This window comes from Phyllobacterium endophyticum, from assembly GCF_003010935.1.
Classification (GTDB): domain Bacteria; phylum Pseudomonadota; class Alphaproteobacteria; order Rhizobiales; family Rhizobiaceae; genus Phyllobacterium; species Phyllobacterium endophyticum.
Genome location: NZ_PGGN01000001.1, coordinates 908463 through 934056, shown reverse-complemented (window position 1 = coordinate 934056; position 25594 = coordinate 908463). Strand labels below are relative to the sequence as shown.

At 57.8% G+C, this 25594-nt stretch carries 27 protein-coding genes; 15 read left to right on the top strand and 12 right to left on the bottom strand.

The genetic code is table 11. The features are described from left to right. Positions 1-20: 20 nt before the first annotated feature. The 9 genes from CU100_RS04405 to CU100_RS04365 form a co-directional block, all read right to left on the bottom strand. Entirely contained in the window at positions 21-1049 is a 1029-nt protein-coding gene (locus tag CU100_RS04405; RefSeq protein WP_106715286.1) for a type II secretion system F family protein, read from the bottom strand. A 10-nt stretch (positions 1050-1059) separates the two neighbouring features. Beyond that, the gene (locus CU100_RS04400) at positions 1060-2073 is read right to left on the bottom strand and encodes a type II secretion system F family protein (RefSeq protein ID WP_106715285.1); all 1014 of its coding nucleotides are present in this window, start codon (positions 2071-2073) and stop codon (positions 1060-1062) included. A 21-nt stretch (positions 2074-2094) separates the two neighbouring features. Continuing rightward, positions 2095-3576, bottom strand: a complete 1482-nt coding sequence (locus tag CU100_RS04395; protein WP_106715284.1) for a CpaF family protein — start codon at positions 3574-3576, stop codon at positions 2095-2097. Between the two features lie 16 nt (positions 3577-3592). Then, the gene (locus CU100_RS04390; protein WP_106715283.1) at positions 3593-4882 is read right to left on the bottom strand and encodes an AAA family ATPase; all 1290 of its coding nucleotides are present in this window, start codon (positions 4880-4882) and stop codon (positions 3593-3595) included. A gap of 43 nt (positions 4883-4925) precedes the next feature. Next, positions 4926-5606 carry a CpaD family pilus assembly protein gene (locus CU100_RS04385; protein ID WP_106715282.1) on the bottom strand — a complete coding sequence of 227 codons (681 nt, stop codon included), beginning with the start codon at positions 5604-5606 and terminating at the stop codon, positions 4926-4928. A 14-nt stretch (positions 5607-5620) separates the two neighbouring features. After that, entirely contained in the window at positions 5621-7225 is a 1605-nt protein-coding gene (locus tag CU100_RS04380; protein WP_245418910.1) for a type II and III secretion system protein family protein, read from the bottom strand. A gap of 3 nt (positions 7226-7228) precedes the next feature. Next, positions 7229-8023 (bottom strand): Flp pilus assembly protein CpaB, encoded by a 795-nt coding sequence (cpaB, locus tag CU100_RS04375; protein WP_106715281.1) that lies wholly within the window; start codon positions 8021-8023, stop codon positions 7229-7231. A 147-nt stretch (positions 8024-8170) separates the two neighbouring features. Next, on the bottom strand, positions 8171-8695 hold the full coding sequence (locus CU100_RS04370) for an A24 family peptidase (protein ID WP_106715280.1): 525 nt from the start codon (positions 8693-8695) through the stop codon (positions 8171-8173). A 36-nt stretch (positions 8696-8731) separates the two neighbouring features. Continuing rightward, positions 8732-8947: a Flp family type IVb pilin gene (locus tag CU100_RS04365; RefSeq protein ID WP_245418909.1), complete on the bottom strand. Its 216-nt coding sequence runs from the start codon at positions 8945-8947 to the stop codon at positions 8732-8734. 327 nt (positions 8948-9274) lie between these two features. Here CU100_RS04365 and CU100_RS04360 point away from each other — a divergent pair, with 327 nt between their 5' ends. From CU100_RS04360 to CU100_RS04290, 15 genes are all read left to right on the top strand, one after another. After that, positions 9275-9664, top strand: coding sequence for a pilus assembly protein N-terminal domain-containing protein (locus CU100_RS04360; protein ID WP_245418908.1), 390 nt, complete (start codon positions 9275-9277; stop codon positions 9662-9664). Positions 9665-9785: 121 nt separating this feature from the next. Then, positions 9786-10379 (top strand): TadE/TadG family type IV pilus assembly protein, encoded by a 594-nt coding sequence (locus CU100_RS04355; RefSeq protein WP_106715278.1) that lies wholly within the window; start codon positions 9786-9788, stop codon positions 10377-10379. 62 nt (positions 10380-10441) lie between these two features. After that, positions 10442-11035, top strand: a complete 594-nt coding sequence (locus CU100_RS04350) for a TadE/TadG family type IV pilus assembly protein (protein ID WP_170113726.1) — start codon at positions 10442-10444, stop codon at positions 11033-11035. Positions 11036-11121: 86 nt separating this feature from the next. Further along, a complete protein-coding gene (locus CU100_RS04345) occupies positions 11122-12366 on the top strand; it encodes a phosphopentomutase (protein ID WP_106715276.1) in 1245 nt (414 codons plus the stop codon). Beyond that, positions 12359-13249, top strand: a complete 891-nt coding sequence (gene mutM, locus CU100_RS04340; RefSeq protein WP_106715275.1) for a bifunctional DNA-formamidopyrimidine glycosylase/DNA-(apurinic or apyrimidinic site) lyase — start codon at positions 12359-12361, stop codon at positions 13247-13249. Before CU100_RS04345 ends, mutM begins: the two co-directional genes overlap by 8 nt. A gap of 16 nt (positions 13250-13265) precedes the next feature. Beyond that, positions 13266-14039, top strand: coding sequence for an enoyl-CoA hydratase (locus CU100_RS04335; RefSeq protein ID WP_106715274.1), 774 nt, complete (start codon positions 13266-13268; stop codon positions 14037-14039). A 231-nt stretch (positions 14040-14270) separates the two neighbouring features. Next, on the top strand, positions 14271-14537 hold the full coding sequence (gene rpsT / locus CU100_RS04330; RefSeq protein ID WP_106715273.1) for a 30S ribosomal protein S20: 267 nt from the start codon (positions 14271-14273) through the stop codon (positions 14535-14537). A gap of 899 nt (positions 14538-15436) precedes the next feature. Continuing rightward, complete coding sequence (gene dnaA, locus CU100_RS04325) at positions 15437-16930, top strand: chromosomal replication initiator protein DnaA (protein ID WP_407070309.1); 1494 nt, start codon at positions 15437-15439, stop codon at positions 16928-16930. 174 nt (positions 16931-17104) lie between these two features. Next, positions 17105-18223: a DNA polymerase III subunit beta gene (gene dnaN, locus CU100_RS04320; protein ID WP_106715272.1), complete on the top strand. Its 1119-nt coding sequence runs from the start codon at positions 17105-17107 to the stop codon at positions 18221-18223. 20 nt (positions 18224-18243) lie between these two features. Then, positions 18244-19407 carry a DNA replication/repair protein RecF gene (gene recF / locus CU100_RS04315; protein ID WP_106715271.1) on the top strand — a complete coding sequence of 388 codons (1164 nt, stop codon included), beginning with the start codon at positions 18244-18246 and terminating at the stop codon, positions 19405-19407. Between the two features lie 243 nt (positions 19408-19650). Then, positions 19651-20355: a glutathione S-transferase family protein gene (locus CU100_RS04310; RefSeq protein WP_106716002.1), complete on the top strand. Its 705-nt coding sequence runs from the start codon at positions 19651-19653 to the stop codon at positions 20353-20355. A 213-nt stretch (positions 20356-20568) separates the two neighbouring features. Beyond that, positions 20569-22197 carry a chaperonin GroEL gene (gene groL / locus CU100_RS04305; RefSeq protein WP_106715270.1) on the top strand — a complete coding sequence of 543 codons (1629 nt, stop codon included), beginning with the start codon at positions 20569-20571 and terminating at the stop codon, positions 22195-22197. Positions 22198-22304: 107 nt separating this feature from the next. Beyond that, positions 22305-22748: an SRPBCC family protein gene (locus CU100_RS04300; protein WP_106715269.1), complete on the top strand. Its 444-nt coding sequence runs from the start codon at positions 22305-22307 to the stop codon at positions 22746-22748. Continuing rightward, on the top strand, positions 22738-23067 hold the full coding sequence (locus CU100_RS04295) for an ArsR/SmtB family transcription factor (protein WP_183635486.1): 330 nt from the start codon (positions 22738-22740) through the stop codon (positions 23065-23067). The genes CU100_RS04300 and CU100_RS04295 overlap by 11 nt, the downstream gene beginning before the upstream one ends. Before the next feature lie 131 nt (positions 23068-23198). Then, entirely contained in the window at positions 23199-23492 is a 294-nt protein-coding gene (locus CU100_RS04290; protein WP_106715268.1) for a GYD domain-containing protein, read from the top strand. Positions 23493-23502: 10 nt separating this feature from the next. Here the strand turns inward: CU100_RS04290 and CU100_RS04285 are convergent, their stop codons facing one another. The 3 genes from CU100_RS04285 to CU100_RS04275 form a co-directional block, all read right to left on the bottom strand. Continuing rightward, a complete protein-coding gene (locus tag CU100_RS04285; protein WP_106715267.1) occupies positions 23503-23721 on the bottom strand; it encodes a hypothetical protein in 219 nt (72 codons plus the stop codon). A 64-nt stretch (positions 23722-23785) separates the two neighbouring features. After that, on the bottom strand, positions 23786-24205 hold the full coding sequence (locus CU100_RS04280; RefSeq protein WP_106715266.1) for a pyridoxamine 5'-phosphate oxidase family protein: 420 nt from the start codon (positions 24203-24205) through the stop codon (positions 23786-23788). Between the two features lie 103 nt (positions 24206-24308). Continuing rightward, on the bottom strand, positions 24309-25577 hold the full coding sequence (locus tag CU100_RS04275) for a DUF2778 domain-containing protein (protein WP_106715265.1): 1269 nt from the start codon (positions 25575-25577) through the stop codon (positions 24309-24311). Positions 25578-25594 lie beyond the last annotated feature (17 nt).

The window sequence follows — 25594 nt, the reverse complement described above, 5'->3', positions numbered from 1 at the left end:
TTGATGTGCCGGTAACGCGGCTACTTCTTTGTTGTTGCCGGGCCGAATATGCCGCCTTGCTGCTGTATCTGGATTACAGCCGGGCCCAGAATGACGCAGAATAGCACGGGAAGCAAAAACAGGATCATCGGCACTGTCAGCTTCGGCGGCAGTGCCGCGGCCTTTTTTTCGGCAGCCATCAGGCGCATCTCGCGGCTCTCATCGGAAAGAACGCGCAATGCGCTGCCGATAGATGTGCCATAGCGCTCGGACTGGACCAGCGCCTGCACGACGGATTTCACGGTTTCGAGTCCGGTACGGATCGCGAGATTGTCATAAGCCTGGCGGCGTTCCGGCAGAAAGGAAAGCTCAGCATTGGTGAGCACAAGTTCCTCCGCCAGATCGCCGGATTGGACACCGATCTCCTCCGAGACCTTCTTGAAAGCGGCCTCGATCGACATGCCGGATTCTACGCAGATCAGCATCAGGTCCAACGCGTCGGGCCAGGCCTCCTGGATCGACTGCTTGCGCTTGCTGGCGACATTCCTGACATAGAGGTTCGGCAGGTAGAAGCCGACATAGGCGCCCGCAAAGCACGCGACCAGCCGGATGAGCGTCGACTTGTCGGCAAGCCCCCCAAGGCCGAATATATAGAAGACTGCCAGACCAAGCGTGACGAACGGCAGACCAAAGCGCGCCGCAAGAAAGATGTTCAAGGCATTCTGCCCGCGAAATCCCGCCATACGAAGCGCGGAAAGGGTCTTCTCGTCGGCGAGTGCCCGCTGGAGATCGAGCCGTTCAACGAATTGCCGGACGCCCTGTCGTTCTGTCATTCGGAGCGAACCGCCCGCATTCTTACGCCGGTTGTCGCTTTCCGAAGCAAGCCGCGCCCGCTCTCGAGATCTGATCTGGTCACGCTCAAGGGCAACCGATTTCATGCGCGACTTGAGGCCTGCTCCCGAAAGCATGGGCATGAGAAACGTGACGAGCGTCGCAAAGATCGACACCCCGACGAGGATCGCAAAGAGGAATGCCGGGTCCTGGATGGCTTTAGCAAAGGCGTCTACCATGCATCTCTCGCTAGAATTTGAAGTTGATCATCTTCTTCATCACCATGATACCGATCGACATCCACGCGCCGGCACAGGCCAGCAAGAAGTTGCCGGAGCTGGTGTTGAATAGGATCATTATGTATTTCGGGCTCGTCAGATACACCAGGAACGCGACGATGAACGGCAGCGCTCCGATGATATACGCCGAGGCCTTGGCTTCCATCGACAGCGCCTGGACCTTGGCCGCCATTTTTTTCCGGTCGCGCAGAACGCGGGAAAGATTGCCCAAAGCTTCCGAAAGGTTGCCACCGGCCTGCGACTGGATCTGGATCACGATGCCGAAGAAACTCGCTTCTGCGCATGGCATGTATTCCGACATGCGCATCGCAGCCTCGGGAATGCTGACGCCAACCTGTTGATTATCGACGATACGACGGAATTCACCGCGCACGGGCTCCTGAGCTTCCTGTGCGATCAAGCGAATTCCGTCGTTCAACGGAAGGCCGGATCGAATGGCGCGGACGATTACATCGATGGCATTCGGGAATTCATTGAGAAATGCCTTGATGCGGCGGCGGCGGCGGAAATAGATGAACCAGCGCGGCAGGCCGAGAGCCCCCGCCAGAAACAGGCCAGGAGCGAGATAGAGAGGCGATCCGAACAAGAGGCCGAGAACAGTGGCGACGATGCCTGCAAGCGCCGAGTAGAGGTAGAACCTCGGCATCGTCACTTTCATGCCTGCCTGCTGGATCAGCATCTTCAATGGCGGCGATTTGATGTTCTTGTCCCGCAGCTTCTGGCGCTGCTCGAGGTCCTTCAATGTGTCCTGAACAGACTTGCGGCGTTTGATTGCCTCCGCCTGCTTGTCACGCACGGTGAACTTGCCAAGGCTGTCCGTCGCGGCGAGCTTTACCTCATTCAACCGCTCCTCGGTCTTTTTCTGCGAGGCGATGGATTCGAAAAAGAAGACGTAAGCCAGAGCCGCAACGGCAACCACCACCAGAGCAACGAAACCAAGCTGCGCGAGATCAAGCCCGAACATGATTGAGCCCCGGTCGCGCCATCATGGCTTTGCCGTTTCCATGGAGTCGAGCGCATTGGCGAGGCGGCGATCTTCGTTGTAGTACCGCGCCCTTTCCCACATATGCGGCCGGGCGATGCCGGTGGATACATGCTTGCCGATCAGGCGGCCGTTTGCATCCTCACCGGTGATTTCGTAGACGACGAGATCCTGCGTGATGACGACCTCGCCCTCCATGCCAACCACCTCGGTGATATGGGTGATACGCCGGGAACCATCGCGCAGGCGAGCCGCCTGGATGATGATGTCGACCGACCCGACGATGATCTCGCGGACCGTTTTTTGAGGAAGCGCGAAGCCGCCCATGGCAATCATGGATTCCATGCGGCTGAGGCATTCACGCGGGCTGTTGGAGTGGATCGTTCCCATGGAACCGTCATGACCCGTGTTCATCGCTGAAAGCAGATCGAATACTTCAGGCCCGCGGACTTCGCCGACGATGATCCGCTCGGGGCGCATGCGCAGGCAGTTCTTGACGAGATCGCGCATGGTGATCTCGCCCTCGCCTTCAAGGTTCGCCGGCCTTGTTTCAAGACGGACGACATGCGGCTGCTGGAGCTGCAACTCGGCAGAGTCCTCGCAGGTGATGATACGCTCGTCCTTGTCAATATAATTGGTCAGGCAGTTGAGAAGCGTCGTCTTGCCCGAGCCTGTGCCCCCCGAGATCACGATATTGCAGCGTACGCGGCCAATGATCTGTAACAATTCGGCGCCTGCAGGAGATATGGCACCAAAGCGAACAAGCTGGTCGAGTGTCAGCTTGTCCTTCTTGAACTTTCGAATGGTCAGGACCGGCCCGTCGATGGCCAGCGGCGGCGCGATGACGTTGACGCGCGATCCGTCTGGCAGACGAGCGTCGCAGATCGGGCTGGACTCATCGACACGCCGTCCGACCTGACTCACGATGCGTTGGCAGATGTTGAGCAATTGTTGATTGTCGCGGAAGCGGACGCCGGATTCCTGCACCTTCCCGAGCACTTCGATATATGTCTTTCGCGCGCCGTTGACCATGATGTCGGCAATGTCATCGCGAGCCAGTAACGGCTCGAGCGGGCCATAGCCGAGAACATCATTGCAGATATCGTCGAGGAGTTCTTCCTGCTCTGATATCGACATGGCGAAGTTCTTGATCGCGATGATATCGTTGACGATGTCGCGAATTTCCTCGCGGGCGACCTCGGGGTCCAGCTTCGATAGTTGCGCAAGATCGATCGTATCGATCAATGCGGCGAAAACCTGCGACTTTGTATCGTAATAGGCTTCGTTCTTTTCCCGGAGCGGCACCACTGGCTTGACGGTTTCGACCGGTGAACGCTTCGGCTCCAATATATCGCGCGGTAGTCCTGCAGGGGCGCTCAGCCCGGCCGCGACGGGCATTGCGGTCTCGAGTACCGGCGAGCGAAACTCCTGCGTCTGGTTTGCACCACCACCGCCGAACTGGGAATTGCCGCGTTTGCCAAACATGATGTCTCTTACTCGTTCACGACTGTTTCTTGCGCTTCAACCGGGAAAGGACGGAAGAAAGCCCCGGCTTGCGCTTGGGCTTCAGCGTCATGCGTCCCGTCAGGATATGCGCGATCTCGTTAATGCTCTGAACGATGGGGTTCGCCCCGTCCGTTTCCGCCAGCATCCGGCCATTGTTCGCCGCGTTGCCGAACAGCGCAGGATCGAAGGGGATCGTCGCGACGGGGAGAAGCCCGAGCGGACTGCAAAAATCGAGAGGTGCGATTTCCGGACGCTTGGGGACATTGACCTGGTTGAGGATCAACCTTGGCGGAGCATCATTGGGCCGGAGCTGCTTGAGCGTATCGAGCAGGTTCTTGGTGTTGCGCAAGTTTGCCAGTTCCGGTGATGCAACGATGACAACCTCGTCGGCCCTGGCAAGGGTCGTGCGTGTCCAGCCATTCCAGGTATGCGGCACGTCCAGGACGACGTGGGGTACCGAACGCTGCGCCACGTCGATGAGGTGCGCAAACGAATCGTCGCGGAAATCGAAGACACGTTCCAGTGTGGATGGTGCAGCGAGCAATGAGAGATGTTCGGCGCATTGTGCGAGCAGCCGGTCGAGATAGACATCGTCGATGCGCTCCGGTGAAAACACGGCCTCGGCAATCCCCTGGGCCGGGTCCTGATCGAAGTTGATGTTGGCGGTACCATAGGGCAGGTCCATGTCGGCAATCACGACTTCGTTCTTGAAAAGCGACGAAATTGCCCAGGCGATATTGTGGGCCATGGTGGAGGCACCAACGCCGCCCTTGGCGCCGATGAAAGCGATCGAATGGCCGAGCGGCTTTGCTTCCGGATCGACGAAAAGTCCGCCGATGACCCCGATGATCTCCGATAGATCGATCGGAGCGACCATATATTCTGAGATGCCGTTTCGGATCAGTTCGCGATAGAGCCATACATCATTGAAATGTCCAATGATGACGACCTTGGTTGAAGGGTCGCAGACCTCTGACAAGGCCGCCAGGCTCTGCAGCATGTCGCGCGGAGCCGCCGACGTCTCGAGCAGGATAAGATTGGGCGTCGGCACAGTCTGAAAAAGCTCGACAGCGGTATCGACGCCGCCCATGTGCACCTGGACATGGGTCTTCGCCATCCGCCTGTCATCGCTTGCGCGGGCGATCTGTCGTGCGACATTGTCGCTTTCGCAAAACGCCTGGATGGAAATCCGGGGTATCGGCCGGTGTGCGTGCAGGTTCATCGGAGGAGAGGGTTCGCCGCCATCTCCCGCCTTGGTATCTTTGTCGAAGGCCACTTGACTCATTTTATCGTTCCGCTTCTCGAAATGTCGCTCGTTCGCTCCGGGCCTAGTATTCGACTTCGCGTCCGGTGCTCATGACGGGCGTCGGGGCGTTTCTGTAATCGTCGATCACCACGATCCGCCGTTCCGCATCGATCGGGGATGTGGCGCGCGGTCCCAGCAGGTCGGCCGGATTGGCGAGCTGTGCAGCGAAATTGTTCTGACTGGCGCAGCCGAAATTGGCGTAGTGCCTGTTTGCAGCGGTTTCGAGTAGATCCTTGGGCCATTGGCCGCATTTATTGGTGGAGGCTGTCATTGCCGAATAGGAAAGGCGTATGGGTGCGGATTCCTCAGGCCCCGCCTGATAACGTTCGCTGGAGATGTTGAAAGGCTTCACCCCGTTTTTGCGCAGGGTCGCTGCGATATCACCGCGCAGTCTTGCGGCAGCGCGTCCATTGGCGGAGCCTTCTGGAACAAGGATATGGATGACGCCGGAACCGTTCGAGCGGTAGTTGGCCGCCGCGTGCTCGACGATGCTGCGCTGCGTTATCGACAGCCTTGTATCCGCGTGGCCGACGGGGATGTCCGCGACCTGCTCCTTCTCCGAGATGATGATCGGATGATTGGTGCGGTAATCGTCGGGAATACCCGCGGTTACATCGCGTTTCTGGGCGCAGCCTGCAAGGAGCGTCACCGCCAGCAGGACCAGGATCGGCTTCATGCGGATTGTTGTGCTTGCGTTCGACATGATCCGTTTCCCGTTCATTTGTAGATATATCCAACAGTGCCTTCGTACTGGCCCGCCGGCAGGCTGGCCTCGTTCGTGCCGTAGACGCGATTGACCTTGCCAAGGAAAATACCGGCGGCGTCACTCGCAGGATTGAGATTGTCGTCGGGTCGGGCAAGCGCAGAGCGAGCGACCGGACGGACGAGGTAAGGAGTGATGATAATTACCAACTCGCTCTCATTGCGGACGAACTCGCGACTACGGAAAAGTGTGCCAAGAATTGGAATCTTGGACATTCCTGGAAGGCCAGATATCGCGGATCGGTTTTCATCCCGCATGAGTCCGGCGATCATCATGGACCCTCCTGAAGGAAGTTCCACAGTCGTGTCTGCAAGTCGCTTGCGAATGGATATGAGATTCGTCGAGGGCGCGGGTGCCCTGTTTTTGTTAAAGAACCCATCAGCATGAGGGTTTCCGCCCGCAGCCAAACTCACGGAACTCTCCATCGTGGGTTCAGAAACCGATGTGCGGACCTTCAAACTGATCCGTCCCGGTGACAAGACAACGGGAACGAATTCGAGCCCAATTCCGTACTCGATCTTCGAAATCTCATAGGCGGAGCGTTCAACACCAGTTCTGGAATTCTCTGTTACGCTTTGCCCGGTAATGAGGTTGTATTCGCCACCTACCTTGAATGTAGCCTGCTGACCGGACACTGCCGTCAAGGATGGCTCGGCCAGTGTCTTCATAACCCCGGCGCTCTCCATGGCATTGAGATAAGCGTCGATGGTCGTACTGCCGATCGAAATGGGAGCGGATATTCCTGTGTTGGACAGCGCTTTGCCTGCTAGCGAGGCAAGATTGTCCGAGCTGAAAAAGATACCGTCGGACTTGGTGGAACCGATGAGATTGACGCCAAGCTGCTTCATCACGGTTCGGCTGACTTCGGCGACAGTCACCTTCAGCGTGACCTGATCATCACCGGCGATTTGAATCAGATTGACGATCTTGCTCTTCTGCCGCGCTTCGTCATTGTCGCCGATGACGACGCTGGTACCACCACCACCGCCACTGACAGAACTCTGCTGATACTGCCCCGTCGTCGCCTCGCCGCCTGAAACAAGCAACGTGGCGAGATCGGTCGCCCGCTTCGCATCGAGCGGTGTCTGGACCGAACCTGTCAGGATGACGTTGTCGTTCATCAACTCGACTTTGATATTCGAGTCCGGAATGTATTTTTTCAACGCATCTTCAAGTCCGGCAACGTCGCGTTCGATCACGAGGTCGAAGCTTGCCAGTTGCTCTCCATTGGGACCGAAAACGAAAATATTTGTCTGTCCGACCTGCTTGCCGAAGAGATAGATACGGCGCGCCGTCCGGGTCACCGCATCGGCAACTGCCGGATTCGCCACGAGAATGTCATAGGCATCGGCCGGAAGATCGACCACGAGCGATTTGTTGAGGCCGAGATTGATGCGCTTGTTGACGCCCTGGCCCTGGTTGAGCCGCACGACGTTGCTCTCGGCAAGCGCCGTTCCTTGCGTCGGAGGAAGCGCCACAGCGCAGCCGGCGACGATCGCCACGGCGGTGAGTGACCGAAGGAAACGGTATTGGAACATGGTCTTCGTCTCGTTTCCCATTTGCTATTTCCGCCCAAGGATTTCGGTTACCGTGCCCGACTTGATCAGCTTCACATTGCCTGCGCGTCCGGGGGAGTTCACGAGGTATTCGGCACCGGGGCCTGTCTGTTCCTGCGCGTCCTGAACGGAGCGGAGAACCAATGACAGGCGCGCGGCCATTTGCTGCGCGACAGTCAGGATCTCGGCCTGCTCCGGCGTGAGCTCGAGCGTAGCCGTGGAACCGACCTTGGTCTTTTCGCCCTTCTCGTCTTCCTGGATCGTCTGGTCGATCGCCAGCACGCGAATGTTGCTCAGGATGGTTTCGGTGGCGTATTGCTTTTGCTCGCCTTCCATCTGTCTGATCATGATCACGTCGACGTAGTCGTCAGGCAGGATAAATCCGCCTGCGCTGGTTTCGGCGGCTATTTGCGTAGCGACAGCACGCATCCCAGCGGGCAATTGCGCCGACATGAAGCTCTGGCCCTTGCCGATCAACTTGGCTTCGCGGATCGGTTCGCCCGGAAAAATCTGCAAGCGGACTGTCGATCCCTTCAACTCCTCCTCCGCATTGGGGCGGTCGGAGCGCTTGATGTAGCCATCGGCGATAGCGGCGGCAGGCCATTGCTGCCAACGCATCTGGCCTTGCATTTCGGCGCCAACGCCGAGGTTCTCGGTGGCAACGAGAACATCCTGCAACTCGATCTGGGGAACCGCCTCGGCAACGACCGTGACATTGGGCTTCATTTGCGTGGCTATATAGCCAGCCGCACCTGCAGCGGCGACCGCTACAACCAATATGATCAGACGAGCTTTTTGCATTGATTGCGCCCCATTAGACTTTCGTCTTTGATACTTAAGGCGCACATTGACTTGGCAATCGTGTAATTAAGGTTAACGCTTTGCTTAAAAGTATGATTAACGGCGCTTAATATTTACCGTTTCAGCAGGCAAATGCACTGCGAATGATCAATTCTGCGCAAGGCGCTCCACAACCCACAAGCCCAACGGCGATGACGGGAAAACCAGCAAGCCCGCCAAACCTAGCGCTATACCATAGGGAACGCCTTCGTCCTTTTTTGCAAGGCGCCGAAGAAATTCGAACTTTTGAGTGTAAGCCTGGGCCAGGAACGAGCTGCGATACCGCAAGATCGCCAATGTCAGCATCCCGCCGAAGACCGAAAGGCTTAATAGATACTGCACCAATTCGAGGTTCCAACCCAGCCAGATCGCGGTGGCAGTCATCAGCTTCGCGTCTCCGCCTCCCATCGTTCCCGCAGCGAACAGAGCGAATGTAGCAGCCAGAACCGCCGCGCCGGCGACAAAGTGCATGCCGTAAACATCCCATGGCATGCCGGTCAGAGGCGCGAGCACCGCAAAAGATAGTACAAGAACAAGCGAAACCCTGTTTTGGATCGTCATCGACAGAAGGTCTGACGTGGCGGCAAAGACCATGGCAAAGGGGAAGATGACGAGAATGGCTGCTTCAGTCATGGTTCCGTTCCACCGCACTGGTCGACATGTGCCTGGTCATTGGTTCGAGGCCTTAGTTAGATCTTGAGCGAGGCCCGTGTACAATTCCCCGACGGAAGTGCCGAGCATGCCTGCCCCGACCATTATGCCAAGACTGATGATCGAGGCGATCAGCGTGTATTCGATGGCAGTCGTCCCTGATCTGTTCCGCAGCCAGCCGGCAAACGCCTTCAGGATGATATTTACCGGAAGTCTCATATCGATCTCGTTCATGCCTCTGGCGTCCGCGTCGCCTCGAAAACTAGAGTGCCCCCATTGCATTCGGCTTAAGAAATACCGTTAGGGAACAGTAAACACCATGTAACGCCTGACCGCGTCTCCAAGAGGTAAAAGCTGGCAATCCGATTTGTTTCAAATTCTAGGAATCGGCTGATCTGCGTTCAACCGGCTGGAACGGGATATTATACTTAATACTATTCCTCCCGGTTTAAGCCTTCCTTCACCAATCGCCGCCATGGTTGATTTGACATTTTTTAGAAGGCGATCGCCATGGTTCCCATCAAAAGCCTAAGTATTCGTTCTTGTGGGCTCGCAGCCGTAATGGCTCTGGCCGCCGCTGTGCCGGATATGGCTGCCGCCGATACAGGCATCCACATCGTGATGAACCAGGCAAGAATCCTCAAGCTCGCGCGCCCTGCCGATACGGTGGTCGTCGGGGACCCGGAAATTGCCGATGCTGTCGTCAAGGACGCACGGACCGTCGTTTTGACCGGCAAGGGCTTCGGCATCACGAACATCGTCATCATCGATGCCGACGGCGCCGCTATCGTTGACGATCAGGTCATGGTCAGCCGCAGCGTTGCCAATACGACCCGCGTCTACCGCCGCGCCTTTGTGCAGACGCTATCATGCACGCCCTACTGCGAAACTGCGCAGAAGACGGAAGCGGAAAAGGCATCGGATACTCAGATCGGCGGAGGTGGCGGCTAGGCCGGGCGCCATATAGGTTTAGAAACAGTAAATCTATCTCCTGCAATTTGCGCCTGCCATCAAACGAGATTCTAACGTCTCGCCTGTAAGACTTCCCCGGTGCTGATTGCGCGGGGAAACAATGTTCGGAAAAGTCCATAAGTTTATCGATGATTGCCAGTCGGCCAAAAGCGTTGGTGGCGTGCCGGAAGGCGCTCAACAGCCGCTTGCCGCCCGGTTCCTGCTCAACAGGCGTGGCACGGTTGCCATCGAGTTCGCGCTCATTGCCCTGCCGTTCTTTCTGCTGATCTTTGCCATCATCGAAGTGAGCCTGAGCTTTACCGCCCAGCAGGTGATGGCGAACACAACGGACGATATCGCGCGCCAGGTGCGCACCGGAGAAATCAAGGCACTCACCTTGACGCAGTTGAAGCAGATGGTTTGCAGCAGGCTCCTGATGCCGGCACCAAACTGTCCCGACCTGTTCGTCGATCTGCGCACCTACGCAACCTTCGCGGCTGTTCCAAAGACCCTGCCTTTGCTGCCCAACGGGGACGTTGACGCGACAGGATTCAATAGCACCCCTGGCGGAGCCAACACCATCAATCAGCTGCGGGTCTTCTATCGCTGGCCGATATTCACCAACCTCATGCAGCCTCGTCTCGAGAGCATCGATGGTACCGGCAAGACATTGCTCCTGTCGACCGCAACCTGGAAAAACGAGCCGTATCTCTAAAGCGACGTGAGCCTTCTGCCTGGGAAAGTATGTGCCGCATGAACGCCAATAAGAAACAAGCAATGGCTATGATGAACCTGTTGAAGAATGCGCGTGCGTTGCTTAAGGACAAACGCGGCGTCGCGGCGATCGAATTCGCGCTCATCGCACCGGTCATGATCGTCCTTTATATGGGCAGCGTCGAGACAACGGCGGGTATCGACCTGAACAAGAATCTCGGCCGCGCCACGACCATGGTGGCGGATCTCGTCACGCGCCAGCCGACAATCACCAAGGCCGAAATCACCAACATCATGGATATCGGGGAAGCTGCGCTTTATCCCTATCGACGCGACACCCCCCAGATCACGATCACGGCCATCAATGTCTCCGCGACCAATGTGGCGACGGTGGCGTGGTCGAGGCGCAAAGTAAATCTGACCTATACGACACCCTACGCGGCCGGCAGTGCCGTGGCTCTCGATGCAAATGTGCTGATTCCGGATACGTCCGTCATCCGCGTCGAAATGAAGATTGCCTATGTGCCGCTGATGGCTTTCGTCATCAACGACACGGTAACGACTGCGGCAGGCGTTTCAGCGGTGGGACTGACCATGCCGAAGACATCCTATGGACGCGTCAGGCAGGGTAAGTCCGTCGCCTGTTCCGACTGCTAGGCGTATTTTCCGTCACTTCGAACCTGGATTTGTCATTGCGCAAGGTTTGACCTATCTGTGGGTTCTTGATCCCATTGGAGTGAGGCATGTCTCGCGCTTTCCTTTTCGTACTCGACTCCTTCGGCATCGGCGGTGCACCGGACGCAAAGGCATTCGGAGACGAAGGTTCGAACACATTTGGCCACATCTACGAGGCTTGCGCGGCCGGACGCGGCGATCGAACAGGGCTGCGGTCCGGTCCGCTTGGACTGCCGAACCTGCAGGCGCTCGGCCTTCTCCACGCGGCAAATCTTGCGTCGGGATTCGCCCTTCCCCCGGGAATTGCCGTTCCCTCGGCACTTTGGGGCGCAGCGGAAGAAGTCTCCAACGGCAAGGACACGCCATCCGGCCATTGGGAGATCGCCGGAGTGCCGGTTACCTTCAATTGGGGCTATTTCCCCCAGCAGATACCTGCCTTCCCCGACCACCTCATCGCGGACGCCATGCGCCTTGCGTCCATTCCCGGCGGGATCGGTAACAAACATGCCTCCGGCACCGATATCATCGACGAGTACGGCGAAGAGCACATCCGCACCGGCAAGCCCATCTTCTACACGTCCACCGATTCCGTCATCCAGATTGCCGCGCACGAGGATCATTTCGGTCTGGAGCGGCTTTACGAGCTCTGTGCAATTGTTCGCAAACTCGTCGATCCGCTTAATATCGGCCGAGTGATCGCACGACCCTTTGTCGGCGAGACGCGCGAAACGTTCCGGCGTACCGGCAACCGCCGCGATTATTCCGTGCCGCCGCCGGAGCCGACCTTGCTCGACCGGTTGACGGCGGCTGGCCGCACAGTCATTGCCATCGGCAAGATCGGAGATATCTATGCCCACAAGGGCGTTGGTCAGGTTCGCAAGGCCAATGGCAATATGGCGCTTCTGGATGAGACATTGATTGCAATGGACGAGGCGCGGGACGGTGATCTCGTCTTTACCAACTTTGTCGATTTCGACATGCTCTACGGCCATCGCCGCGATGTGCCCGGCTATGCGGCAGCGCTGGAAGCCTTCGACCGGCGGCTCCCGGAATTGATGGCGAGATTAGTGCCCGAAGACCTGATGATCCTCACCGCCGATCATGGTTGTGACCCGACATACAAGGGTACGGACCACACGCGCGAGCGCGTTCCCGTCCTCTGCTACGGCCCAGGGCTTCCCCACGCGTCGTTCGGTATTCGCCCGACCTTTGCCGATATCGGCGAGACAATCGCCACCCACCTCGGCATTGAGCCTGGCTTGCACGGCAAGAGCTTCCTGAAGGGAACGGGGGCTCCGTCACCAGATGCCTGAGTTACCCGAGGTTGAAACAGTCAAGCGGGGCCTGCAGCCGGTCATGGAGGGGGCGACGATTGTCGCCGTAGACCAGAAACGTGCTGATCTGCGTTTCCCATTCCCCGAGCGTTTTGCTGAAAGGCTGACGGGCCGCCACATAGGCGCGCTCGAACGCCGCGCCAAATATCTCATTGCTCATCTCGATAACGGGCTCAGCCTCATAAGCCATCTTGGCATGTCCGGCTCCTATCGCATCGAACACGAAGATGGCGGTGAAACGCCGGGCCTTTTTCATCACGATCGCTCCAAGAGTTCGGTTCACGATCATGTCGTGCTGCATCTCGGCACGGGAAGTGGCAAGCGACGCATCGTCTATAATGATCCGAGACGCTTCGGCTTCATGTTGCTTGCGGAACCCGGAGAGCTCAATACGCATCCACTGATCAAGGATCTCGGGACAGACCCGACCGGCAATCGTCTCGATGGCGCTTTGCTGGCAAGGCTCTTCGCCAGTAAGGCCGCTCCGCTGAAGGCAGCGCTGCTCGACCAGAAACTGATAGCCGGGCTTGGCAATATCTATGTATGCGAAGCGCTTTGGCGAGCTGAACTCTTGCCCTCGCGCATGGCGGGTAGTATTTCCGGCGAAAATGGTACGGCAACGGACATGTCGAAGCGACTCGCTCTGGCAATCCGCTCCGTTATCGGCGATGCGATCAAAGCTGGTGGATCGAGCCTGAAGGACTACAGGCAGGCCGATGGCGCGCTCGGTTATTTTCAGCACTCGTTTTCCGTCTATGACCGTGAAGGCAAACCTTGCCCGCGCGCGGGTTGCCATGGCACGGTGTCGCGTATTGTTCAAAGCGGGCGCTCGACATTTTATTGCCCTGTCTGCCAGCATTGATTGGAGGAGATTTCGAATGCCGTACGAAAATATCATCGTCGAGACACGCGAGAAGGTCGGTTTTATTCAACTCAATCGCCCTCAGGCACTCAATGCGCTCAATTCAGCCTTGCTGGCCGAGCTTACCGAGGCGCTGGAGGCTTTCGACAAGGACGACAACATTGGAGCGATCGTTCTTACCGGGTCGGAAAAGGCTTTTGCAGCGGGTGCTGATATAAAGGAGATGTTGAGCCTCCATTTTGCCGACGCCTATCTCGGAGATTATTTCAGCGAGTGGGAACGGGTGACACGCATCCGGAAGCCGCTGATAGCGGCCGTGGCCGGCTATGCGCTCGGGGGTGGCTGCGAACTCGCCATGATGTGCGATTTCATCATTGCCGCCGATACGGCGAAATTCGGTCAGCCGGAGATCACGCTTGGCGTCATGCCAGGGATGGGCGGTTCGCAGCGGCTGACGCGCTTTGTGGGCAAGTCGAAATCGATGGATATGTGCCTGACCGGTCGAATGATGGACGCTGCGGAGGCGGAACGGAGCGGCCTGGTCTCGCGTGTCGTTCCCGCCGGTGATCTGATCGGGGAAGCCATGAGGGCTGCCGGCAAAATCGCATCCTTCTCGCTGCCTGTCGTCATGATGACCAAGGAGACCGTCAACCGCGCTTATGAAACGACGCTTGCCGAGGGGCTGCGGTTCGAGCGCCGCGTCTTTCATTCCATGTTTGCTCTTGACGATCAGCACGAGGGTATGAGCGCTTTTGCCGAAAAGCGTGCGCCGAACTTCAAGAACCGGTGAGATGACCCGTTCCTTCTCGCTCCTCTCACGTCTATACGGAAGGCAGGCGATATGGCGGGACCACATCAGTGCATGTCTTGCGATAACATGGTTTTCAGCGCAGATTCCAAGTTGACGCAAAAGCAAACGTCATCTATAAGCCCGACAACGTTCGGTGGCCCCTTGGCCGCCCTATTATTTTGTGACGGCCGCTTCCATGCTGCCGACTAGCTGACAGAAAAGAGAGGCACCATGGCCAACACTCCTTCGGCCAAGAAAGCGGCGCGCAAGATCGAAGCCCGCACCGAAGTCAACAAGTCCCGCCGTTCGCGCGTGCGCACCTTCCTTCGCAAGTTTGAAGATGCCGTGGCAAGTGGCGATCAGGCAGCCGCTTCCCTCGCCTTCAAGGCGGTCGAACCGGAAGTGATGCGCGCTGCATCGAAGGGCGTTTTTCACAAGAACACCGCCTCGCGTAAAGTGTCCCGTTTGTCGGCCCGCCTGAAGAGCATGACAGCCTGATCCGACACTCCATTTTTATATATGAAAACCCGGCTACTTCTTTAGCCGGGTTTTTTGTTTGTGCGCTTTTTTGGGAATAAATTCGTTTCCCGAGGAAAAGATCGTGCCTTATCAAAACCATGACATGAGGCAGTCACAAACAAGCTAGGACAAAAAGCGTCAACCATGCTTTTTTGAGTATTTTCAATGGGTTACGGAAGGAAGCGGTTACAGTGCAAACCACACGGGGAGAATCTCCGGCCTCAGCCTCTGTCAAGCGATAATTTAATATTTTTTTTCAGGCGCATGAGTCCGCACTGCAACAAAATGGGGAGCCCAAAAAAGGCTTTGAATCCGAACGATTTTTCCCCGCTGGGTCGAAGACAGTTAAAAAAAATGCAAAATCGTTAACCTTTAATTCATCAAAAAACCCTTGGTGCGCACTTGCTCTTCCTACAAAGGTTTTTGTAAGGTCCAGACATCGAAGGGGTGGGGCAAAACCCATTTAACAGGCTTAGTAAATGTAGGGTCGGGCGCAGATTTCATAGTTTGCGTGACGAGTAGATTTTGTCAGTACTCAAGTCCTTGCGATTTGAGTTGTTTCAAAAAATGAGTGAGTAGACGACGCTGGCGCGAGCCGGGCGTGAGTCTTACTGCGCCGAAACTTGAGAGGGATGCGAACGTGGTAGTCATAAGTATTCTGGGCCAAATAAATTCAGTCCGGCACCGCGTCGTCACACCTTCTACCCACTAGCTTCGACCATTTGGCTGACCACAGGGGGTCGGCGCACGATTCAACTTGCATGGCTCGCACCGGGCCGGCGTGAAAGAAACACGGGCACATGTGACCCGATCGACAATATCAGGATGAGGCGATGACAATGACCAGCGGGATTATGGAGGACGGCTCGAAAACAGCGATGATCGCGCTCCATATGGAAGGGGAAAATGTGGATACTGCGGCCAGTCAGGGCGAATTGATTTTCGAGCGCGTCAAACTCAAATTGAAAGCCAAGCTTGGAAGCGAGGTCTATTCGAGCTGGTTCGGGCGGCTGAAGCTCGACGAAACTTCCAAGAGCATCGTTCGCCTATCGGTACCCACGGCGTTTTTGCGTTCGTGGATCAACAATCACTATAGCGACATGATTACGGCCCTGTGGCGTGAAGAAGACGAGCAGACGCTGAAGGTAGAAATCGTTTTCCGCAGCGCCAGCCGCGCCGCCAGGCCGGCTTGCGATACGGAAATCGCCGTTCGCGCTGATCGGGGTCCGCTCACACGCGAAAAGCCGGTTTTTCCAGTCGGAAACACCACGCTTGACAAGAAGGCGCCGGCGCATTTCGCCGATCGTTCCCAGAACTCCGTCTTCGGCTCGCCGCTCGATCCGCGCTACACATTCGATACCTTTGTCGATGGCTCGCCCAATCGCGTCGCCCTTGCCGCCGCACGCACCATTGCTGACGCAGGCGCGAGCGCCGTGCGCTTCAATCCGCTGTTCATTCACGCGTCCGTTGGTCTGGGCAAGACACATTTACTGCAGGCGATTGCCGCCGAGGCACTCAAGCGGCCGGAACGGGCTCGCGTCGTCTATCTCACCGCCGAATATTTCATGTGGCGCTTTGCAACGGCAATTCGCGACAACAACGCGCTTTCGTTCAAGGAGCAGCTGCGCGACATCGATCTGCTGATCATCGACGACATGCAATTCCTGCAGGGCAAGTCGATCCAGCACGAGTTCTGCCATCTCATCAACACCTTGCTTGACAGTGCCAAACAGGTCGTCGTTGCTGCCGACCGGCCGCCGTCGGAACTTGAATCGCTGGACCCGCGCGTTCGTTCGCGGCTGCAGGGTGGTGTTGCGCTGGAAATGATCTCGCCGGATTATGCGATGCGCCTCGAAATCCTGAAGCGCCGTTTGGCTGCGGCCCAGCAGGAGGATCATTCGCTCGACATTTCCCCGGAAATTCTCGATCACGTGGCACAATCCGTCACCGGCAGCGGCCGCGAACTTGAAGGCGCGTTCAATCAGCTCCTGTTCCGCCAGACCTTCGAGCCCAATCTCTCCGTAGACCGGGTCGATGAGCTGCTGAGCCACTTGATGCGCGGCGGAGAAGCCAAGCGCATTCGCATCGAGGAGATTCAGCGTATCGTCGCGAGGCATTACAACGTTTCCAAGCAGGACCTTCTATCCAACCGCCGCACGCGCACAATCGTCAAACCGCGCCAGATCGCCATGTATCTTGCAAAGACGCTGACACCGCGTTCACTGCCGGAAATCGGCCGTCGCTTCGGTGGCCGCGATCACACGACAGTCCTCCATGCTGTCCGCAAGATCGAGGACATCGTTGGCAAGGACCAGAAACTGTCGCAGGAGCTGGAACTGCTCAAGCGTTTGATCAACGATCAGGCACAATAGGTTTATCAACAGAAAGCCAGCGGTATGGCACGGTGTTGCCAGCCGCAGACTTGCTTTTTGCGGTAAATATCTGCCAATTTGCTTGACCTGGGAAAATTGCGTTTCCCTCGCCAGAAAAGTGCGGCAAACCCGCGGTGCTTTGGCTGGAATTGAAGTCAGCGAGACCGGTTTATCATGCGTGTAACTCTTGAACGTTCCAATCTTCTCAAGTCGCTCAACCATGTGCATCGTGTGGTTGAACGGCGCAATACCATTCCGATCCTGTCGAATGTTCTGCTGAACGCCGATGGCGCCAGCCTTGCGCTGAAGGCGACCGATCTCGACCTTGAAGTTACGGAAGCAACCGCCGCCCAGGTCAACCAGGCTGGCGCCACGACGGTTCCAGCGCATCTGCTTTACGATATCGTGCGCAAATTGCCCGATGGCGCGGAAGTGTTGCTTGCAACCAACGCGGACGGCAATTCGATGGCGGTTACATCGGGCAGGTCGAGTTTCCGCCTGCAGTGCCTACCGCAATCGGACTTTCCCGAGCTGACCGCTGGCACGTTCACCCATACGTTCCGCATGCCGTCGACCGCGCTGAAGGGCCTGATCGACCGCACGCAGTTTGCGATTTCCACCGAAGAAACGCGCTATTACCTCAATGGCATCTATTTGCATGCGATAGAGAGCGATGGCGCGCTGAAGCTGCGGGCGGTCGCGACTGACGGTCACCGGCTTGCCCGTGCCGAGCTTGACGCGCCCTCTGGCGTAGAGGGCATGCCCGGCATCATCATTCCGCGCAAAACCGTCGCCGAATTGCAAAAACTGGTCGATGATCCCGACATTGCAGTGACCGTCGAACTGTCGGAGACCAAGATCCGCTTCACCATTGGTTCGGTTGTTTTGACCTCAAAGCTGATCGATGGGACTTTCCCCGACTACCAGCGGGTTATCCCGTCGGGCAATGACAAGAAGCTGACGATCGACCGGCAAAGCTTTGCTTCCGCCGTCGACCGCGTCTCGACGATCTCCAGCGAGCGCGGCCGCGCCGTCAAGCTTACGATCGCCGATGGCCAGTTGACGCTCACCGTCAACAATCCCGATTCAGGCAGCGCCACCGACGAGCTTGCCGCCGATTACGACTCGGATCCGATCGAAATTGGTTTCAATGCCAAATACCTGCTCGACATCACGGGGCAGCTGACGGGGTCGGAAGCGATCTTCATGCTGGCCGATGCAGGCTCGCCAACGCTGGTGCGTGATACGGGCGATGAAAATGCGCTTTATGTGCTCATGCCAATGCGGGTATAGTACCGCGAAGCATAGATTTGATGGCCGATGATCCAGATACGGACGCGGGCAAGCCGGCACGCGTTTCGATCAGCCGGTTGAAGCTTGCCAACTTCCGCAATTATGAAGGCCTGTCGCTGCGGCTGGCGCCGTCTCACGTGGTGCTGACCGGAGAGAACGGCGCGGGCAAGACCAATCTCCTCGAAGCGGTATCATTCCTTTCGCCTGGCCGCGGTCTGCGGCGCGCAACCTATACTGACGTGACACGCAACAATGCGAGCGACGGTTTTGCCATCCACGCCGCCATCGAGACGGCCGAGGGTACGGTCGATATCGGCACCGGCCTTGCCGGAAACATAGCTGGAGATAATGCCCGCCGAGTCCGCATCAACGGAGTGACTGCAAGCGGGGCCGATGAGCTTCTCGACTATTCGCGGATACTCTGGCTGGTGCCCGCCATGGATGGGTTGTTCACAGGACCGGCCGCTGACCGGCGGCGTTTCCTCGACCGCATGGTTCTTGCCATCGATCCGGCCCATGGCAAACGGGTTCTGGAATATGAAAAGGCAATGCGCAGCCGTAACCGCCTGCTTACCGAAGAGCGTGGCAACGATTCTTGGCTCGATGCGATCGAAATACCGATGGCCGAACTTGGCATCGCAATCGCCGCAGCCCGGGCGGAGCTGATGCGCCTGATCAACGGCATGATCGAACGGCTGCCCGATGATACGCCTTTCCCCAAAGCGGATTGCCTGCTTGAAGGGGAAATGGAACAGCGCGTTGGCATGGAAGCCGCGACCGATGTCGAGGAAGGCTTTCGGCGCGCCCTGCATGATGGCCGTTCGCGCGATCGGGCCGCCGGGCGCACGCTTGATGGGCCGCATCGCTCCGATCTGCTCGTCCGCCATCGCCCGAAGGCCATGCCTGCCGAACACTGTTCGACCGGCGAGCAGAAGGCATTGCTAATCGGCCTCATTCTCTCACACGCCCGCCTCACCGGCGAACTTGCCGGCATGGCGCCGATCCTTCTTCTGGACGAAATCGCCGCGCATCTCGATGAGGGCCGCAGGGCAGCATTATTCGACATTATCGATGAACTGGGCGGCCAGGCCTTCATGACGGGTACCGACAAGGCTCTCTTCGGGAGCCTCGAAGGCCGTGCGCAGTTCTTCGAGGTGGCGCATGGCAACGTAGAGCAACGCTGAGCGGGGATATCGCCTGTTTACACGCGATTGACGCGAAGCAGCGGTGCCAACATTTCAAGTGGATACTTGCCAGTATCACGCCCGAAGCCGGAGCTTTTCTACCAGATTGGCCCGGCGTTCGGAACCGGGCCAATTTTTTCTCGCGCGATAGAACACCCGGTTGCCCCGTGCTACCCTCCAGGGGAGAATCGGGCCCGCTGCGGCCCACCGAGATTAACTTCCAGTCACCCGATGGTGTTGCGTATGCCAGACTTATCCGCGTTTCCAATTGCCAGTCGCTGGCCCGCAAAATATCCGGACCGCCTGCAGCTCTATTCATTCCCGACACCCAATGGCGTTAAAATCTCCATTGCGCTGGAGGAGCTCGAGCTGCCTTATGAGCCCCATACGGTCGACATCGGCAAAAATGAGAGCTGGACACCGGAATTTCTGTCGTTGAACCCGAATGGCAAGATTCCCGCGATCATCGATCCGGACGGACCAGGCGGCAAGCCGCTGGGGCTTTTCGAATCTGGCGCCATCCTGCTTTATCTCGCCGAGAAAACCGGCAGGCTGATGTCACAGGAACCTGCCCGGCGCTACGAGACCATCCAGTGGGTATTCTTCCAGATGGCCGCGATAGGACCGATGTTTGGCCAGGTCGGTTTTTTCCACAAGTTCGCCGGACGCGACTATGAAGACAAGCGCCCGCTCGAGCGCTACAGGGACGAGGCGCAGCGACTGCTCGGCGTGCTCGAAACCCGTCTCGAAGGGCGGGACTGGATCATGGACGAATATGGCATAGCCGACATTTCGATGCTCGGCTGGGTCCGCAACCTCGTCGGCTTCTATGGCGCCCGGGACCTCGTCGCGTTCGACGATCTGAAGCGCGTTCCCGCATGGCTGGAACGTGGCCTTGCCCGACCGGCAGTGCAACGCGGTCTTGATATTCCCAAACGGCCGGGTTGAAGCGGGACCTTTCGCAGTTTTCGTCCAGCCTCAGTCGGCCGAGTGATCATAGTGCATCTCCGGCCGTGGTGAGCCCCTATCACCAGTACGAATGCTCTGCCGTCCATGATATCATCCCTGTGGATTCATGCGTGCACTAGAGTGAGTCCTGACGGATTCCGAAGTGTTTCCAGGGGGAACAAAAATCCCTCACGAACCAGGGAGTGAACTACGATGGCTGCAAAAGAAGTCAAATTCAGTTCTGAAGCCCGTGACCGCATGCTGCAGGGCGTCGACATGCTCGCCAATGCGGTGAAGGTGACGCTTGGGCCCAAAGGGCGCAATGTCGTCATCGACAAGTCGTTCGGCGCACCGCGCATCACCAAGGACGGCGTAACTGTTGCCAAGGAAATCGAACTCGAGGACAAGTTCGAGAATATGGGCGCGCAGATGCTGCGTGAGGTCGCTTCCAAGACGAGCGACGTTGCCGGAGATGGCACCACCACGGCGACAGTGCTCGCCCAGGCGATTGTCCTTGAAGGCGCCAAAGCCGAAGCGGCAGGTATGAATCCGATGGATCTGAAACGCGGAATCGATATCGCGGTTGACGCCATTGTCGAAGAACTGAAACGCAACGCCAGAAGGATTTCAAACAATTCCGAAATTGCCCAGGTTGGCGCTATTTCTGCCAATGGGGACACGGAAATTGGTCAGTACCTCGCCGATGCCATGGGCAAGGTCGGGCACGAGGGCGTCATCACTGTCGAGGAAGCAAAAACAGCGGAAACAGAACTTGAAATCGTCGAGGGCATGCAGTTTGACCGCGGCTATCTCTCTCCTTACTTCGTGACCAATCAGGAGAAGATGCGGATTGAGTTCGACGAACCATATGTCCTCATCCACGAAAAAAAGCTGTCGAACTTGCAGGCGATGCTGCCCATCCTCGAGTCCATTGTCCAGGTTGGCAAGCCGTTGCTGATCATTGCCGAGGACGTTGAAGGCGAAGCTCTTGCAACACTCGTGGTCAACAAATTGCGGGGCGGCCTCAATGTGGCGGCCGTAAAGGCTCCAGGGTTTGGTGATCGCCGCAAGGCCATGCTTGAGGATATCGCGATACTCACCGGTGGAACGGCGATCAGCGAGGATCTCGGCATCAAGCTTGAAAGCGTGACGCTCGATATGCTTGGGCGCACCAAGAAGGTCCTGATCGACAAAGAGACCACGACGATCGTCGGCGGCGCTGGCGCAAGGTCGGAGATCGACGGGCGCATTGCCCAGATTAAGGCGCAGATCGAGGACACGACATCTGATTACGACCGCGAGAAACTGCAGGAGAGACTGGCAAAACTTTCCGGCGGCGTCGCAATTATCAGGGTCGGTGGTTCAACCGAAGTCGAGGTCAGGGAGAGGAAGGATCGGGTTGATGACGCATTGCACGCGACGCGGGCGGCGGTCGAAGAAGGCGTGCTTCCGGGTGGCGGAGTGGCGCTGTTGCGGGCAGCTGCGGTGCTTGACGGCATGCAAGGGGGCAATCCCGATCAGCGCGTCGGGATCGAAATCGTACGGCGCGCCATCGAAGCCCCTATTCGTCAGATCGCCGACAATGCCGGCGCTGAAGGATCGCTTATCGTGGGCAAGTTGCGCGAGACCGGGGATTTCGCCTTCGGCTGGAATGCGCAAACCGGCGAATTTGGCGATTTGTTTGCGATGGGTGTCATCGATCCGGTCAAGGTGGTGCGCAGTGCATTGCAGGGCGCCGCCTCCATCGCCGGCTTGCTGGTAACCACGGAAGCGATGATTGCCGAACGCCCCAAGAAACAGCCTGCGGCCGCAATCCCGCCCAGCGCAGCCATGGATTATTGAGCGCCTTTGCGGCACCGGCGAATTGCCCAAGATTGAATAAATATGCAACCATATGGTTGCATATTTATTCTGAGACGGGCATTATAAGAGCAACAGGGAGTTGCCTTATGTCTGATCGCATCGAAAAAAGTATCGAACTCAGCGCACCCATAGAGCGCGTCTGGCGGGCGCTGACGGATTACACCGAGTTTGGTGAATGGTTTCGCGTAAAGTTGGACGGCCCGTTCAGAACCGGAGAAGTCAGCACCGGCCGCATCGCCTATCCGGGCTATGAACATCTGAAGTGGGAGGCAACCGTAACGGCGATGGACGAGCCACATCTCTTTGCTTTCACGTGGCATCCTTACGCCGTCGAACCCGATGTGGACTACTCGAAGGAGACGCCGACGCTGGTCGAGTTCAAGCTCGAGACCGCTGGTGAAGGCACCAAATTGACTGTTGTCGAATCCGGCTTCAATGGTCTCCCACCGCATCGCATGCCGGAAGCAATGCGCATGAATGAGGGCGGTTGGACCGAGCAGATCAAGAATATAAAAGCCCATGTTGAATGAAGGTGCCGGCCGCGATCCCGCACCGCTTTTTGCTGCCTTGGGTGATCGCACTCGCCTGTCGCTGCTGACAAAGCTCAGTGATGGACCAAGCCGCTCGATTGCTGGTCTGTCGGCGGGCACAGACTTGACGCGGCAAGCTGTCACCAAGCATTTGCGGATTCTTGAAGCGGCAGGACTGGTCATCAGCAGCAGGGTTGGGCGCGAGAGCCAATTTGCCCTGCGACCCGAACCTCTCGAAGAATTGCGCGTCTATCTCGAAAGCATTTCACACCATTGGGACGACGCACTGGCAAGGCTTCGGGTATACCTCGATAGGTAAGCATCTACTTACGCTAACTCAGCACTCCGGTGTAATTGCCCGCTTGGGGTCGCAGGCGTATGATCCTTCCGGGCGGGAGGCGGATCAATTCGCGGCCTGTGGTGCAAACCGGACCGCGCCGGAGGTTTGCCATGATAACCTATGTAGTTTTGATCAATTGGACCGAGATTGGCGTCAAGAACGTGCGCGACTCGCCCGCAAGGCTCGACGCAGCGCGCAAGCTGCTGGGCGAGATGGGCGGTTCCTTCAAGGACATTTATCTTACCATGGGAGAGTATGACATGGTGGTCATTGCCGAGGCTTCCGATGACGCAGTGATGGCACGGTTCGCGCTGAAACTTGCTGTGCAAGGCAATGTCCGCACAAAAACAATGAAGGCATTTCCCGAAGCCGCCTACCGGGAGATCATCGCCTCGCTTGGATAGGCACTCCTTTCTAGATGATGTTGCCGAGATTATAGGTGCTTTGCTTGTTCGCCGATTCGGCAATTTCCGCAGCATGATAGAGTGCCACCAATCCGGCGAGCTCGCCCTTGCGCTCCATCAATGGCGTGATATCGACAGCTTCGGCCGGATAGACCGTGTCAAGGATATCGGAAATTTGCGAAGCGACGAGCGCCTTGAGGGCATCGATCTTTTCAGCACGTGTGGCCATGACGTTCTCCTTGCTAAGGTGCTTTCGGGTAAGTCATGGCCCGGAGAAATGTTCCGGGCGCGAACTATTCGATTTTGATCTCGCCTTCGTCCATACCGTCCCAGTAATGCGCGCGCGTCGCATGAACCTTGATCATCACGACACCCGGCGTGTCGACGCCTTCCTTGAACCAGTCGTCGAGATCCGGCGTCCAGTGTTCCCTGAATGCCTCCTTGTCCCGCACCAGTTCGGCTTCGCCTTCCAGCGAGATCGAGAACGCCTTGGCGCCTTGGAACGTCAGGGCTACCTTGGAATTGCCCTCTATATCACTGGTCATGCGCGACTTGTCCCAAGTGAAGAAATAGGAATCGCCATCATATTCGACATCGCGGTTGTTGCTCATCGGCCGGCCGGCGATAGCGCCATTGTCGGTATGGGTCATCAACATGCAGATGTCGATCTCCCGCATCTTCGCCGCAAGATCGGACAGGTTCATCTCGCTCATGATCATCTCCCTTTGAACGCATCGAAAAGGGAGAACGCAAAGCCGGGGCATTGGTTCAAGAATTGCCAGGGCTCATGCGCCGATTGCGGGACAGTCTCCCGGTCTATCTGGAGGCGACGCGCGGCGATCCGGCGGGCAGGCGCGCCACGACGACGAGCTGGGTGATATCGCCCCGCTTGAAGGCGGCGAGAAAGCGTCGGTAGTCCTTGAACACAAGGCACCCGTTCGAATCGCCGCGCGGCCCGAGCATGTAGGTATGCGCCAGGAGACCGTCCCGACCGAAGATCTTGCTGGGATCGACGGGATTGAGCCTTATCGCCTCGACGCCGTGAAAAAGCGCCTCGCGCATCGTCAGTTTATACGTATGCGGCGGCGTCGCACCGCGCATCTTCTTGTGCACGAAGCGCGGATTGTCGAGCATGGGGCCAAGCCCCGAATGCGCTTCGAGCCGCTCGCCATTGGGCATATAGACCGTCGCTGCCGAGATATCGTAGACGGCGGTACGCCCCCGCGAGGCGAGGAGCGGCGCTGGCCGGTAGCTCGGCGCATTATCCTGGATGGCATTGTCCTGCGGTGCATAGGCGAGCATTGGCGGGGCGGCCCGCTTCAAGGTCTTCGCCGTGGGCAGGACCGCATCGCCCGCTGCGCGCCTTGGCCGCATTCCTGGCAAGGGTACAGCGCTCATGTCATCGGCGGCGGCTGGTTCATCCTCGGCGAGGACGAGACTGAACGGGCCCTGTGGCAGGGTACCGACCGGCGGCGGTGAATCCTCCAAGGCTGCCAGCGCAATGGCAGGCGCCGGAGCGGAAGGCGCGGTCACCGGAGGCGCAGCGTCGAAAGCGCTGTAGGTCTGGATCGAGGCGACCTGCATCGTGTCGAGACCAGACGCGCGCGCGCCGAAGGCATCTTCGGCCAAGGGTCCTGTCCGGACCACATCGAACCGTGCACCGAAGGTCTCGGCTGGCAAAGGATGATGGACTTGCGCCATTATCTTCGCAGTTGGCTGGCTCAGCACGACAATATCGCCGGTAGGCGCTATCACCGCACCTTCCTCCATGGTGCTGGCCTGCCAGGGCGTGTGTTTCACTTCGGGCAGGCGCGGCAATTTCGAGGATTTGTATGTGTCGTCCATAGGTCCGACAAGCGCCACGGAATGGGCCGAAAAGGTCCGTTCCGCGTGATTGAAAGCACCGTTACCCCCGGCATGGGAGCCGAAAGCGCCCTGCATGGTCGCCATGGCAACGAGTGCGCCAACCGAAGCCAAGGCACTTGCGCCCGCGAGCAAGGCTGCGGACAGGAACCGGCGGCCGCGGTAACGACCCTTCTCGCCAGAGAGCTTGCCGCCCCTGGCTGTCTTGACTGCAAACCCCATGATACACGCAACCCACG

Coding starts and splice junctions, on each gene's coding strand:
- CU100_RS04395 (WP_106715284.1), bottom strand. CDS start 3,576: ATGTTTGGCAAACGCGGCAATTCCCAGTTCGGCGGTGGTGGTGCAAAC.
- CU100_RS04290 (WP_106715268.1), top strand. CDS start 23,199: ATGATAACCTATGTAGTTTTGATCAATTGGACCGAGATTGGCGTCAAG.
- CU100_RS04360 (WP_245418908.1), top strand. CDS start 9,275: ATGGCTCTGGCCGCCGCTGTGCCGGATATGGCTGCCGCCGATACAGGC.
- CU100_RS04345 (WP_106715276.1), top strand. CDS start 11,122: ATGTCTCGCGCTTTCCTTTTCGTACTCGACTCCTTCGGCATCGGCGGT.
- CU100_RS04405 (WP_106715286.1), bottom strand. CDS start 1,049: ATGGTAGACGCCTTTGCTAAAGCCATCCAGGACCCGGCATTCCTCTTT.
- CU100_RS04335 (WP_106715274.1), top strand. CDS start 13,266: ATGCCGTACGAAAATATCATCGTCGAGACACGCGAGAAGGTCGGTTTT.
- CU100_RS04275 (WP_106715265.1), bottom strand. CDS start 25,577: ATGGGGTTTGCAGTCAAGACAGCCAGGGGCGGCAAGCTCTCTGGCGAG.
- recF (WP_106715271.1), top strand. CDS start 18,244: ATGGCCGATGATCCAGATACGGACGCGGGCAAGCCGGCACGCGTTTCG.
- mutM (WP_106715275.1), top strand. CDS start 12,359: ATGCCTGAGTTACCCGAGGTTGAAACAGTCAAGCGGGGCCTGCAGCCG.
- CU100_RS04355 (WP_106715278.1), top strand. CDS start 9,786: ATGTTCGGAAAAGTCCATAAGTTTATCGATGATTGCCAGTCGGCCAAA.
- CU100_RS04365 (WP_245418909.1), bottom strand. CDS start 8,947: ATGAACGAGATCGATATGAGACTTCCGGTAAATATCATCCTGAAGGCG.
- CU100_RS04385 (WP_106715282.1), bottom strand. CDS start 5,606: ATGTCGAACGCAAGCACAACAATCCGCATGAAGCCGATCCTGGTCCTG.
- CU100_RS04370 (WP_106715280.1), bottom strand. CDS start 8,695: ATGACTGAAGCAGCCATTCTCGTCATCTTCCCCTTTGCCATGGTCTTT.
- CU100_RS04285 (WP_106715267.1), bottom strand. CDS start 23,721: ATGGCCACACGTGCTGAAAAGATCGATGCCCTCAAGGCGCTCGTCGCT.
- CU100_RS04350 (WP_170113726.1), top strand. CDS start 10,442: ATGGCTATGATGAACCTGTTGAAGAATGCGCGTGCGTTGCTTAAGGAC.
- groL (WP_106715270.1), top strand. CDS start 20,569: ATGGCTGCAAAAGAAGTCAAATTCAGTTCTGAAGCCCGTGACCGCATG.
- dnaA (WP_407070309.1), top strand. CDS start 15,437: ATGATCGCGCTCCATATGGAAGGGGAAAATGTGGATACTGCGGCCAGT.
- dnaN (WP_106715272.1), top strand. CDS start 17,105: ATGCGTGTAACTCTTGAACGTTCCAATCTTCTCAAGTCGCTCAACCAT.
- CU100_RS04300 (WP_106715269.1), top strand. CDS start 22,305: ATGTCTGATCGCATCGAAAAAAGTATCGAACTCAGCGCACCCATAGAG.
- CU100_RS04400 (WP_106715285.1), bottom strand. CDS start 2,073: ATGTTCGGGCTTGATCTCGCGCAGCTTGGTTTCGTTGCTCTGGTGGTG.
- CU100_RS04295 (WP_183635486.1), top strand. CDS start 22,738: ATGTTGAATGAAGGTGCCGGCCGCGATCCCGCACCGCTTTTTGCTGCC.
- cpaB (WP_106715281.1), bottom strand. CDS start 8,023: ATGCAAAAAGCTCGTCTGATCATATTGGTTGTAGCGGTCGCCGCTGCA.
- rpsT (WP_106715273.1), top strand. CDS start 14,271: ATGGCCAACACTCCTTCGGCCAAGAAAGCGGCGCGCAAGATCGAAGCC.
- CU100_RS04280 (WP_106715266.1), bottom strand. CDS start 24,205: ATGAGCGAGATGAACCTGTCCGATCTTGCGGCGAAGATGCGGGAGATC.
- CU100_RS04380 (WP_245418910.1), bottom strand. CDS start 7,225: ATGGGAAACGAGACGAAGACCATGTTCCAATACCGTTTCCTTCGGTCA.
- CU100_RS04390 (WP_106715283.1), bottom strand. CDS start 4,882: ATGAGTCAAGTGGCCTTCGACAAAGATACCAAGGCGGGAGATGGCGGC.
- CU100_RS04310 (WP_106716002.1), top strand. CDS start 19,651: ATGCCAGACTTATCCGCGTTTCCAATTGCCAGTCGCTGGCCCGCAAAA.